The sequence below is a fragment of the Vibrio crassostreae genome (assembly GCF_041439375.1).
In the GTDB taxonomy this organism is placed as follows: domain Bacteria; phylum Pseudomonadota; class Gammaproteobacteria; order Enterobacterales; family Vibrionaceae; genus Vibrio; species Vibrio crassostreae_D.
The window spans coordinates 100,144-111,515 of record NZ_JBGONY010000011.1 but is presented as its reverse complement, the minus strand read 5'-3'; the positions used below and the strand labels follow the sequence as shown (position 1 = coordinate 111,515).

Here is an 11,372-nt window from a genome sequence, read left to right as displayed (position 1 = left end):
TTGATCTTATTATTCGTGCTAGGTGATTAGAATGCGGGGTTTATGACGCGCTTACCTTGTATCTACGGCAATATCTAGTTTGTTGGTGAAAATGTGTAAATTGTGATGCGGTGGTAACAGTTTCTTACGGACTTTGTCTTATCGAAAACGCCTAGTCCTGTTTTGTCACCATGTTGGTGTGCTACTATAGCCCTCTCATTACTCGACTAAATTTACCTATGCTAGAAGTCTCAAATTTAACTGCTATTCGTGACGACAGGGTTCTGTTTGAATCGTTGTCTTTTCAATTGAAACCTGGCGAGTTGGTTCAAGTTGAAGGTCGTAACGGTACTGGGAAAACGACACTCCTTAGGATTATCACCGGGCTAGGCGATCGTGATGAAGGCACTATTTGTTGGGATGGTGAGTCCATTGAAACGAGTCGAGATGTGTATCATCAAAATTTACTTTTTCTTGGTCATCAAACTGGCGTGAAGCGCGAGCTCAGTGCCTATGAGAACTTGAGTTTCTATCAATCGATTCACAGTGGTGGAACGAGCAAGGAAGAGCTTTACCATGCGTTGGCCCAGGTTGGTCTTGCTGGTAGGGAAGACGTGCCCGCGGGGCAACTTTCAGCTGGTCAACAGCGCCGTGTGGCGTTGGCTCGTCTTTGGTTGAGTAAACAAATGTTGTGGATTCTAGATGAACCGTTGACTGCAATCGATAAGCAGGGCGTTAAAGTTTTAGAGTCTCTTTTTTCTGAGCATGCAGATAACGGTGGCATTGTGTTACTAACCACACACCAAGATATGTTTGCTGATAGCCCGAAACTAAGAAAAATAAAGTTGGGTGAGTAATATGATCTCTTCAATGACAACGATCATTCGACGTGAGCTGCTGATCGCATTTCGTCGCCAAGCCGATATCTTTAACCCTCTGTGGTTTTTTATTATTGTCATCACCCTTTTTCCACTGAGTATTGGGCCTGAGCCGAACCTGCTTGCGCGCATCGCTGCGGGTATTGTTTGGGTTGCTGCTTTACTTTCTGCATTGCTCTCTTTGGAACGACTATTCCGAGATGATTTTCAAGACGGTGCCCTTGAGCAGATGATGCTGATGCCCATCCCGTTGCAGTTGGTAGTATTGTCCAAGGTCATAGCGCACTGGTTATTGACAGGGTTACCATTAATATTGATCAGTCCGTTGTTAGCGGTGCTGCTGTCCTTGAATTTCGATACTTGGTTATCGGTGGTCTTGACCTTGTTGGTTGGTACGCCTGCATTAAGTTTTATTGGTGCTATTGGTGTGGCTTTGACGGTTGGATTACAAAAAGGCGGCGTGCTGTTGAGTCTGCTTATTTTGCCGCTGTATATCCCAATTCTTATATTTGCTACATCAGCGATTGATGCGGCAGCACTAGGTGTTGCGTATAACGGACAACTAGCCGTGTTAGGGGCAATGCTAATGGGCACAATGACGCTCACCCCATTTGCTATCAGTGCAGCACTAAGAGTGAGTGTTAACTAGCTATTAGAGTATTAACTAAGCACTCACCATCACTTTGATTGTTCAGAGTGAACTAATTGGAACTTTCAAACTCATAGAGTCACTGGAAGAGGCAGTAAGCCAAATAAATTATAATAATTATAGCTGTGATAGCTGTAAGCAATATGAAGTAAGAGTGAGATTACAACATGTGGAAATGGCTCCATCCCTATGCCAAAGCAGAAACTTCCTATCAGCTTGCTGGTAAACTTCTGCCATGGTTCTCTATCCTAGCGCTATTGTGTCTATCTGCAGGTACTGTGTGGGGACTAGCATTTGCACCTTCTGATTACCAACAAGGCGATAGCTTCCGAATCATTTACATCCACGTACCTTCTGCGATTTGGTCTATGGGTGTGTACATGTCGATGGCGATTGCAGCGTTTATCGGCTTAGTATGGCAGGTAAGACTATCAGACATGGCCGCGTTGGCTATGGCGCCTATCGGTGCGGTATTTACCTTCATCGCGCTGCTAACTGGTGCTGTTTGGGGTAAACCAATGTGGGGCGCTTGGTGGGTTTGGGATGCGCGTTTGACTTCAGAGCTGATTCTTCTATTCCTATATTTAGGTGTGATTGCACTACACCACGCGTTTGACGACCAAAAAACTGCAGCCAAAGCAGCAGGCATTTTGGCTATTGTTGGTGTTATCAACCTACCTATTATTCACTTTTCAGTAGAGTGGTGGAACACACTTCACCAGGGCGCGACGATCACTAAGTTCGATAAGCCTTCTATTTCAAGTGATATGTTATGGCCGCTTCTTCTTAATATTTTCGGCTTCGCCTTTTTCTTTGGTGCTGTGACTATGGTTCGTTTTAGAAACGAAATCATCAGTAAAGAGAGTCACCGTCCATGGGTTCGCAAGCTTGCGGCTGAAAAAGCGTAGTAGGGTAGGTAATTATGTATTTTGAATCTTTGAGTGATTTCTTTGCCATGGGAGGCTACGCCTCTTATGTATGGAGTGCATTTGGAATCACATTCCTCGCGATGATCATTTTACTGGTGGTAAGTGTTCGTCGTGGTAAGCAATTACTAAATGAAGTACAAGCTAAGGTTGATCGTCAAGCTCGTATCGATGCAGCAAAAAATATGGAGAACACTCTATGAACCCAAGACGTAAAAAGAGGCTGGGCATTGTCTTAGCAATCTTTTTTGGTATCAGTGCGACTATTGGATTGATGGTTTATGCACTTAACCAGAACATGGATCTGTTCTACACACCAACTGAACTGGTCAACGGCAAAGATGGTAAAAAACCTGAAGTTGGTCAACGCCTACGCATTGGTGGCATGGTTGTAGTCGGCTCTGTAAGCCGTGACAGCGAATCATTGCGAGTAAGCTTCGATTTGGCGGATGTAGGCCCTAAAGTAACGATTTTATATGATGGCATCCTTCCTGATCTTTTCCGTGAAGGCCAAGGTATTGTTGCTCAGGGTGTCCTTAAAGATGCGACGACAATTGAAGCGTTCGAGGTGTTGGCAAAGCACGATGAAGAGTACATGCCTTCTGAAGTTGCGGAAGCAATGAAGAAAACCCATGAGCCTTTGCAATACACGACTGAACAAAAAGAAGGAAATGCTCAATGATAGCCGAGATCGGCCATTTTGCGATGATCCTGTCCTTGGGACTTGCATTGCTGCTAAGCGTGCTCCCATTGTATGGAGCCGCTCGAAATAACACATTATTGATGAACAGCGCACGACCGTTGTCGTGGGGTATGTTCGGATTCTTAGCGATTTCGTTCTTTATCTTGTGTTACGCGTTTTACACAAATGATTTTACGATTCAATACGTAGCAAGTAACTCAAACAGCCAACTACCTTGGTACTACCGAATTACGGCGGTTTGGGGTGCGCACGAAGGTTCATTACTGCTTTGGGTTCTCATCCAAGCGGGTTGGACTGTAGCAGTAGCGACATTCAGTCGTGGTATGCCTCAAGAGTCTGTGGCTCGCGTTTTGGCTATCATGGGTCTGATTACTGTCGGCTTCTTGCTGTTCATTATCGTGACGTCTAACCCGTTCTTACGTACATTGCCTTTCTTCCCTGTTGATGGCCGTGACCTGAACCCACTACTGCAAGATCCGGGTTTGATTATTCACCCGCCAATGCTTTACATGGGTTATGTAGGTTTCTCTGTTGCGTTCTCTTTCGCAATCGCTTCTCTAATGAGTGGTCGTCTTGATACGGCATGGGCTCGTTGGTCGCGTCCTTGGACAATCGCAGCTTGGTTATTCCTAACGGTAGGTATCGCACTAGGTTCATGGTGGGCTTACTACGAACTTGGCTGGGGTGGCTGGTGGTTCTGGGATCCAGTAGAAAACGCTTCATTCATGCCTTGGTTGGCTGGTACTGCTCTAATGCACTCACTAGCGGTAACTGAGAAGCGTGGCACATTTAAAGCTTGGACAGTACTGCTGGCTATCTCTGCATTCTCGCTAAGCTTACTAGGGACATTCTTAGTTCGTTCGGGCATCTTGGTATCGGTTCACGCATTCGCGTCGGATCCTGCTCGTGGTATGTTTATTCTAGGTTTCCTAGTCTTTGTTATCGGTGGTTCACTGCTGTTGTTTGCTATTAAAGGCGCATCGGTTCGTGTTCGCGGTAACTTCGATCTGGTTTCTCGTGAAAACGCACTGCTTGGTAACAACATCTTACTGATTGCAGCGCTTGTCGTTGTGTTAGTAGGTACGCTACTGCCATTAGTTCACAAACAGTTAGGCTTGGGCTCGGTATCTATCGGTGCACCATTCTTTGATATGTTGTTCTTCTGGTTAATGATCCCGTTCTCGTTCCTGCTTGGTATCGGTCCTCTGATCCGATGGAAACGTGACAACCTGTCTAAGCTTGTTAAACCAATGCTGATTTCAGGTGCACTCTCACTTGGCTTGAGTGCGCTAATGGTTGCTCTACTGGCTGACCGCTTCAGTGGTACTGCGTTTGCTGGTTGGGTAATGGCGTTCTGGATCATCTTCATGCACGGCTTTGAGCTGCATGAGCGTGCGACTCACCGTCATACATTCTTGAAAGGTCTAACTAAGCTACCTCGTAGCCACTGGGCAATGATGTGTGGTCACATAGGTTTAGCCGTGACAGTGATTGGTATCGCGATGGTGCAAAACTACAGCATCGAACGTGATGTGCGTCTGGCACCAGGTGAAAGCTACCAGCTTGAAGAATACAGCTTCCTGTTTACAGGGGTTCGTGACAAAGATGGTCCTAACTACGATGGTTACATTGCTGACTTTGAAATTACTAAAGAAGGCAAATACATCAACACGCTTCACGCTGAAAAACGTTTCTACACCACAGCTAAGTCTATGATGACAGAAGCAGCGATTGACCGTGGCGTAACGCGCGACCTTTACATTGCAATGGGGGAACGTTTAGACGACAACAAATCTTGGGCTGTACGTATCTACTACAAACCATTTGTACGTTGGATCTGGGCAGGTTCTTTGATTATGTCGATTGGTGGCGCTATTGCTATCAGTGACCGTCGTTACCGTTTCCGTAAGCCAATCAAAAAGTCGGCTGAAGAGCAGGAGGCTTAATTCGAATGAACAAGAAGATTTTATTCATTCCATTGATTGCGTTCATGGTTCTAGCTGGAATCTTTGCAACGCAATTAATGCGCAACCAGTCGGGCGATGACCCAACTAAGCTTGAATCCGTATTGATTGGTAAGCCTGTGCCTGAGTTTGACTTAGAAGATCTAGAGCAACCAGGTAAGCTGCATGATCAAGCTATCTTTAAAGGTGAGCCGCTGCTTCTTAACGTATGGGCGACTTGGTGTCCTACTTGTTATGCAGAGCACTCTTACCTGAACAAACTTGCTGGTCAAGGGGTTAAGATCATTGGTCTTAATTACAAAGATGATCGCAATAAAGCGGTTGGTTGGTTAAAAGAACTGGGTAACCCGTACCTAATCAGCCTGTTTGATGGTAATGGCATGCTAGGTCTTGACCTTGGCGTGTATGGCGCTCCTGAAACTTTCCTAATTGATGCTAACGGTGTGGTTCGTTACCGCCATGTTGGTGATGTGAACCCGACCAACTGGGCATCGACGCTTGAGCCGATGTATCAAGAGTTGTTGGAGGAATCGAAATGATTAGAAAGGCATTGATTACTCTATTTACTACGTTCGCAATCTCAGCGACGGTCTCTGCTGCACCTATCGAATTTCATGAATTTGATACCGTAGATCAAGAGCAGCAGTTCAAAGAGCTAAGCAATACATTACGTTGCCCTAAATGTCAGAACAACACGATTGGTGATTCGAACGCTGAGTTAGCGGTCGACTTACGTCAAAAAGTGTACGAGATGACAAAAGACGGTAAGTCGAAGCAAGATATCATTGATTACATGATTGCTCGCTACGGTAACTTTGTGACTTACAATCCACCACTGACACTAGCAACATCGATCCTTTGGATTGGTCCGTTTGCGGTGGTTGTGTTTGGATTTGGTTTGATCATTTTGCGAAGCAGAAAGTCAAAATCGAAAGCGGCAGTAGAGTCAGATAAAGACTGGGATGCAGACAAAGAAGCTCGCTTAAAAGCGTTACTCGATGAAGAGAACGACGGAGATAAGAAGTAATGACTCTATTTTGGATTTCTACCATTATCCTTTCGCTAGCGGCAATTTTCTTAATTGTTCTGCCTTTCATCAACAAGAAGGCAAACAATGACGAAATGCTTCGCGACGAGTTGAACAAAGCATTCTATAAAGACCGTCTTGTCGAGTTAGAAGTAGAAGCAGAGGAAGGTCTTGTTGATAACCAACAAGAACTGATCGATGATTTGAAACAGTCTCTGCTTGATGATGTTCCTGCACAAGAAGAGATGAAGAAGACTCAAATCTCAACGGTTGGTGTGGTTGTACCGTCGATTATCCTTGTCGTCGTTGTGACTTATGGTATGTACTTTAAGTTCGGTGCGTTGGACAAAGTTCAACACTGGCAAGAAGTGAGCTCGAACCTTCCTGAATTGTCTAAAAAGCTAATGTCATCGGAAGGTGGTGCACTAACGGATGATGAGTTGGAAGATTTGACTCTAGCGCTTCGTACTCGTCTGCATTACCAACCAAAAGATTCAACAGGTTGGTTGCTACTCGGTCGTATTGCACTGGCTAACCGCGACGCTGAAACAGCAAAAGATTCTATGGAACGAGCTTACAAGCTTGAACCTAAGAATGAAGATGTTCAGTTAGGTTTCGCACAAGCACTGATGCTTTCACCTGATGAAGCGGATCAAAACCAAGCTCGTTTGATTTTGAGCCGTTTGATTCAAAACGATTACGTCGACCTTCGTGTGTTCTCACTGCTAGCGTTCGATGCATTTGAGCGTCAAGACTACCCGGGTGCTGTGAAGTACTGGAGCATCATGCAACAGATGATTGGTCCACAAGACAGTCGCTATGAAATGCTTTCGCGCAGTATTGAAAGTGCTCAGAAGAAAATGGGCGACACTATGGGTGTCGACCAAGGTAAGACTGTTGCTGTAACGCTCGATCTATCTGCAGACGTGAATGCTGACCCTAACTCAGTGTTAATTGTGTCAGTACACAGAGCTGATGGTTCTCCAATGCCTATCGCAGCGGCACGCTACCCACTAGGGACTTTCCCTCGTACGGTTGTGCTAGATGACGGCAACAGCATGCTGGAAGGGCAAGAGCTGTCTAGCCTTGAAACACTGATGGTTAGAGCTAGGCTTGATACAGACGGCAACGTTTCAACTCGCGAAGGTGATTGGTACGGTGAAAGTGAAGTGGTTGAATTGGGCGCTCCAGTTACCATTGATATCAATAAGCAATATTAATCATCACTTTGCATAGGTGTTATCTATTCCGATTTGCAGATAAACGGTATAGACTTAGCCAAACAATTGAGGCCAGCGATTGCTGGCCTTTTTTATTATTTGAATTCCTTATGGAAAAGGTGATATGTCTGTCAGTGTTTTAAGACTCTCGAGTTTACTTTTTATCGCAAGCTTAACGGTTGGGTGTTCAAGCGCGCCGGACGAAAGTGTTGACGATGATAACCTCGAAACCTCTGAATACGTCGAAGAGTCCCACTCCAATGATCCTTTTGAAGGTTTCAACCGAGCGATGTGGGATATCAACTACGAATATCTAGATCCTTACTTAGTTCGCCCTGTTTCCCTCGCTTATGTTGACTACACCCCTGTGCCAGTGCGTTCTGGTATCTCCAATTTCCTAGCCAACTTAGACGAACCATCAAGCATGGTGAATAACCTTATTATGGGCAATGGTGAAAAAGCACTCGACCATTTCAATCGTTTTTGGATTAACTCAACGATTGGTTTGTTAGGCTTAATCGATATTGCTAGCGAAGCAGGGATCACCAAGTACGATGATAAGTCGTTCTCTGATGCGATTGGTCATTACGGGGTAGGAAATGGTCCGTACTTCATGGTGCCGGGTTATGGTCCACTAACAACTCGAGAAGTGACTGAAACCGTCGATGGTATGTATGTGCCTCTGTCGTTCTTGAATTTCTGGGCTAGCTTAGGCAAGTGGGCATTTGAAGGCATGGAAACACGTGCTCAGTTAGTATCACAAGAAGCGCTGTTGGATAGCTCTCCTGATCCATATGCATTAACGCGTGATGTTTACATTCAACGTCGTGATTTCAAAGCCGAGATTGAACCTGAAGAGGTCGACCTTGAAGAAGAAGATTTCATCGATGGTTATCTAGAAGATTACTAGAAACACGATTTAGAAAACCGATAAAAGACAGGCTCGATGTTGATGCAACATCGAGCCTTTTTAATATTTTCTACTTTTAGGGCGGTAGATTAGAAGCGGTAGTTCGCTTGGATGCCCACTAACCAGATGCTACCAGTCACTTCACCTTCGAAGTCACCACCAAATGGCGCAGAACTTGCGTCATCTTCAACCATTTTTGCGTCTTTCGCTAGGATGTAAGTGAAACCAGCGTCTAGTGTTAGTTGCTCAGACCATTGGTAGCCAGCACCAATACTCAACCAAGTGCGGTCTGTTTCCGGAATCGTCGCAGTACGGTGTTCATCGCTTACCGCTGAAGTGTCGTACGCAATACCAGAGCGCAGAGCTAACTTAGGTGTCATTTGGTAAGTTGTACCGATCGCAAAGCGGTAGTTGTCTTCCCAGTTCTCTTGCTTGATATCTTGAGTTCGAGCAGGACCGAATTCAGGGATGTCAGCTACTAGTTCTTCAAAGCTACTCCAATTAGTCCAGTTAACGCTCGCATGTACAGCGACTTTATCTGATAGTTGATGGAAGCTTGCAAGCTCGGCGGTTGCTGGCAATGCAAGTTGCATTGAGCCGTTATATTTTGACTTCACAGGAGTACCTAAAGCGCCAGCAACAGCATCAAAAGCGACACCATTTGCGTGGCCCTCAAGCGTTAGGTCTACTTCTGACTTGTAGGTAAAACCAAGGCGGTTGTTTTCATTGATCTGCCAAGCGGTACCAACTTGCCAGCCCCACGCTGTGTCATCACCTTCCATGTATTTTAAAGCTGTACCTTGAGGCATAGGAACTAGAGAGTTAACTGTAGATACCGCTCCAAAGCTACCTTCAGCCATGATGTAACGAATACCACCACCAATAGATACGCTTTCAAGTACTTGGTAAGCCGCGTTTAGGTTTAGCTCCATCGTAGTAACACTTGCTTCGTTACCGTGGTTTGCGCCACCAAAGTCTTTACCTAGGTCTGTTTCCATACCGTAGTTAGTGCCAGCAGCAAAGCCTAATGCGAACTTGTCGTTGTACTTATGAGAAACATAAAAGTTTGGGATTACTGCACTGTGCGCAAAATCGCTAGAATTTGACGAAGTAGATTGTCCCATCATGGACGTAGAAGTACCGTCGATATCGATGTTAGGGTCAACATAGATAGCACCAACAGAAACCTGAGTACCTTCTAGGTAAGTCAGCATGGCAGGGTTACGCCATTGTGCGTCTGCGCCGTCAGCCATTGCAGCTTCACCAGCGTATGCGCGGCCAAGGCCTGTTGCTGAGTATTCTGCTAGTTGAAAACCTGCCGCGTGAGTGACGGTAGAAGTCGAAAGTAGTCCAACTGCCACTGCAGCAGATAGAAGAGTCTTATTCATTTTCATTATTATGTTCGCTGAATCATAAGTATTTAGTGGCGTGATTCTACGTTTAGAGTCATTACTTTAAAAATGAAATTCGAATAAAACAGTGTTTTAGGGATTTAATGAGTAAATGTGTTTAATTATTAGAGAAATAATCTAAATGTTTCTGCTGTGTTGCGAAGTTTGAGCGTACACTTGTAGTCATATATTGACCTTGCAGGCTACAGTTGTACGCTTAAATTGATGTAGGTCAGTGGTTTAGGCAATAAAAAAGGGTCGCGTAATGCGACCCTTTGGGATTAATAACTTAGCTTATATTAGAAGCTAGAAGCTAGAAGCTAGAAGCTAGAAGCTAGAAGCTAGAAGCTAGAAGCTGCGGCTGTATTGCAGGCCTAGTAGGATTGCATCAGCATGCGTTGTTGCGCTAACAGAAGTTGCGCCTAAGCTTTCTTCAACTTTAGTATCATCACCTAGTAGGTAAGTGAAACCAAAGTCTACGTTAGAATCGGTATTAATGTGGTATGTGAAACCAGCAGAGAACCACTGACGATCTGAATCTGGTACAGAGATAGAAGTTAGTGAATCTTGTGCACTTGTGTCGTACATGTAACCAGCACGAAGCGTCCAATCAGTGTTCAAGTAGTATGTACCACCAATAGCGTAGTGCCAACCATCTTGCCATTTGTAATCTTTCTGGTACGCACCTGTGCCGCCGCTCAATGCGTAAGCCAGTGTCGATTGAGTAGGATCTAGCTTCTCAAAATCAATTGAGTCGAATGCACTCCAACCAATCCATTGAACAGAGTAGTGAACAGCGAATTTAGTGTCTTCAATTTTGTGGAAACCAGAGAACTCTGCCATATCTGGTAGAGGCAGTGTGATTTCTTGACCGTTGTCATCTTCCGCGGTGAACTCAGGGCTGTAACGGTAAGATAGACCAAAACGGTTGTTTTCATCTAGCTCGTAAACTGTACCTACGTTAAAGCCAACAGCCCAACCAGTTGCACCATCTACGTCAAGTAGTTTTTGTCCTGCGGCTGGGCCAAAGCCGACACCAGCAGTACGCTTCATTGTGCCTTCACCGTAGATCAGGTCAAGACCAGCACCAAAGCTCCATTGATCGTTTAGACGGTAAGAGCCTGCAAGACCGAAGTTGATGCTCATTACATCTGTTAAACCGCCATATTCACTAGCTAGGTAATCATCTGAAAACTCAGTTTTAGTACCGAAGTTAGAGTAAGCGTTCACACCCCAAGCAAACTTTTCATTAACAGGAACAATGAGGTGAATGTTTGGAGCTACAGAAGTATCACCAACATCATCAACGTTATCGACTGGCATTGCGCCACCAAGCGTATTGTAGCTAGTATCTTTCACTTCAATCATTGAAGTGATTGTTTCAAAACCAAGAGAAAGCTCAGTTTTGTCAAACAGTGCCATTGCCGCAGGGTTACGTGCCATTACTGACGCGTTATCTGCGATTACTGCATCACCAGCGAAAGCACGGCCGATACCGGTAGCTGATTGTGCGTTAAGTTGGAAACCTGCTGCCATCGCTTGCGAAGACGCCAGTGTAATTGTTACTGCTAAAAGAGACTTTTTAAACAGACGCGTGTTGTTGGTAGTCATTCATTTATTCCTTTATATATCCGCCTCTACAGGGCGATTAATTTGAGCAATTGCTCAATGGTGGCTGATCCTATTCGCAAGTATACGATATACAAATCCGACCATTGGGAATTT

12 protein-coding genes are annotated in these 11,372 nt (G+C 45.0%); 10 read left to right on the top strand and 2 right to left on the bottom strand.

The genetic code is table 11. From position 1 onward, the window contains the following. Positions 1-218 precede the first annotated feature (218 nt). The 10 genes from ccmA (at position 219) to ACED45_RS07350 (ending at position 8,256) form a co-directional block, all read left to right on the top strand. On the top strand, positions 219-836 hold the full coding sequence (gene ccmA, locus ACED45_RS07395) for a cytochrome c biogenesis heme-transporting ATPase CcmA (protein ID WP_060983699.1): 618 nt from the start codon (positions 219-221) through the stop codon (positions 834-836). 1 nt (position 837) lies between these two features. Then, positions 838-1,506 (top strand): heme exporter protein CcmB, encoded by a 669-nt coding sequence (ccmB, locus tag ACED45_RS07390; protein ID WP_371713644.1) that lies wholly within the window; start codon positions 838-840, stop codon positions 1,504-1,506. A 167-nt stretch (positions 1,507-1,673) separates the two neighbouring features. Further along, positions 1,674-2,414, top strand: a complete 741-nt coding sequence (locus ACED45_RS07385) for a heme ABC transporter permease (RefSeq protein WP_060983677.1) — start codon at positions 1,674-1,676, stop codon at positions 2,412-2,414. A gap of 14 nt (positions 2,415-2,428) precedes the next feature. Continuing rightward, complete coding sequence (ccmD, locus tag ACED45_RS07380; protein WP_060983676.1) at positions 2,429-2,635, top strand: heme exporter protein CcmD; 207 nt, start codon at positions 2,429-2,431, stop codon at positions 2,633-2,635. After that, on the top strand, positions 2,632-3,114 hold the full coding sequence (gene ccmE / locus ACED45_RS07375; RefSeq protein ID WP_061019578.1) for a cytochrome c maturation protein CcmE: 483 nt from the start codon (positions 2,632-2,634) through the stop codon (positions 3,112-3,114). Before ccmD ends, ccmE begins: the two co-directional genes overlap by 4 nt. Next, positions 3,111-5,081 carry a heme lyase CcmF/NrfE family subunit gene (locus tag ACED45_RS07370; protein ID WP_136979573.1) on the top strand — a complete coding sequence of 657 codons (1,971 nt, stop codon included), beginning with the start codon at positions 3,111-3,113 and terminating at the stop codon, positions 5,079-5,081. The genes ccmE and ACED45_RS07370 overlap by 4 nt, the downstream gene beginning before the upstream one ends. Before the next feature lie 5 nt (positions 5,082-5,086). After that, positions 5,087-5,638, top strand: coding sequence for a DsbE family thiol:disulfide interchange protein (locus ACED45_RS07365; protein WP_017066365.1), 552 nt, complete (start codon positions 5,087-5,089; stop codon positions 5,636-5,638). Further along, the gene (locus ACED45_RS07360; RefSeq protein WP_057622892.1) at positions 5,635-6,126 is read left to right on the top strand and encodes a cytochrome c-type biogenesis protein; all 492 of its coding nucleotides are present in this window, start codon (positions 5,635-5,637) and stop codon (positions 6,124-6,126) included. The genes ACED45_RS07365 and ACED45_RS07360 overlap by 4 nt, the downstream gene beginning before the upstream one ends. Then, positions 6,126-7,346: a c-type cytochrome biogenesis protein CcmI gene (gene ccmI / locus ACED45_RS07355; RefSeq protein WP_371713643.1), complete on the top strand. Its 1,221-nt coding sequence runs from the start codon at positions 6,126-6,128 to the stop codon at positions 7,344-7,346. Before ACED45_RS07360 ends, ccmI begins: the two co-directional genes overlap by 1 nt. 124 nt (positions 7,347-7,470) lie before the next feature. Next, on the top strand, positions 7,471-8,256 hold the full coding sequence (locus ACED45_RS07350) for an MlaA family lipoprotein (RefSeq protein WP_017071951.1): 786 nt from the start codon (positions 7,471-7,473) through the stop codon (positions 8,254-8,256). A gap of 89 nt (positions 8,257-8,345) precedes the next feature. Here the strand turns inward: ACED45_RS07350 and ACED45_RS07345 are convergent, their stop codons facing one another. Continuing rightward, positions 8,346-9,650 carry an outer membrane protein transport protein gene (locus ACED45_RS07345; protein ID WP_017068971.1) on the bottom strand — a complete coding sequence of 435 codons (1,305 nt, stop codon included), beginning with the start codon at positions 9,648-9,650 and terminating at the stop codon, positions 8,346-8,348. 345 nt (positions 9,651-9,995) lie between these two features. Beyond that, entirely contained in the window at positions 9,996-11,258 is a 1,263-nt protein-coding gene (locus ACED45_RS07340) for an outer membrane protein transport protein (protein WP_019824837.1), read from the bottom strand. Between the last annotated feature and the right edge of the window lie 114 nt (positions 11,259-11,372).

What these genes read in the sequence shown, in the direction of transcription:
- ccmA (WP_060983699.1), top strand. Translation starts at nt 219, where the DNA reads ATGCTAGAAGTCTCAAATTTAACTGCTATTCGTGACGACAGGGTTCTG.
- ccmB (WP_371713644.1), top strand. Translation starts at nt 838, where the DNA reads ATGATCTCTTCAATGACAACGATCATTCGACGTGAGCTGCTGATCGCA.
- ACED45_RS07385 (WP_060983677.1), top strand. Translation starts at nt 1,674, where the DNA reads ATGTGGAAATGGCTCCATCCCTATGCCAAAGCAGAAACTTCCTATCAG.
- ccmD (WP_060983676.1), top strand. Translation starts at nt 2,429, where the DNA reads ATGTATTTTGAATCTTTGAGTGATTTCTTTGCCATGGGAGGCTACGCC.
- ccmE (WP_061019578.1), top strand. Translation starts at nt 2,632, where the DNA reads ATGAACCCAAGACGTAAAAAGAGGCTGGGCATTGTCTTAGCAATCTTT.
- ACED45_RS07370 (WP_136979573.1), top strand. Translation starts at nt 3,111, where the DNA reads ATGATAGCCGAGATCGGCCATTTTGCGATGATCCTGTCCTTGGGACTT.
- ACED45_RS07365 (WP_017066365.1), top strand. Translation starts at nt 5,087, where the DNA reads ATGAACAAGAAGATTTTATTCATTCCATTGATTGCGTTCATGGTTCTA.
- ACED45_RS07360 (WP_057622892.1), top strand. Translation starts at nt 5,635, where the DNA reads ATGATTAGAAAGGCATTGATTACTCTATTTACTACGTTCGCAATCTCA.
- ccmI (WP_371713643.1), top strand. Translation starts at nt 6,126, where the DNA reads ATGACTCTATTTTGGATTTCTACCATTATCCTTTCGCTAGCGGCAATT.
- ACED45_RS07350 (WP_017071951.1), top strand. Translation starts at nt 7,471, where the DNA reads ATGTCTGTCAGTGTTTTAAGACTCTCGAGTTTACTTTTTATCGCAAGC.
- ACED45_RS07345 (WP_017068971.1), bottom strand. Translation starts at nt 9,650, where the DNA reads ATGAAAATGAATAAGACTCTTCTATCTGCTGCAGTGGCAGTTGGACTA.
- ACED45_RS07340 (WP_019824837.1), bottom strand. Translation starts at nt 11,258, where the DNA reads ATGACTACCAACAACACGCGTCTGTTTAAAAAGTCTCTTTTAGCAGTA.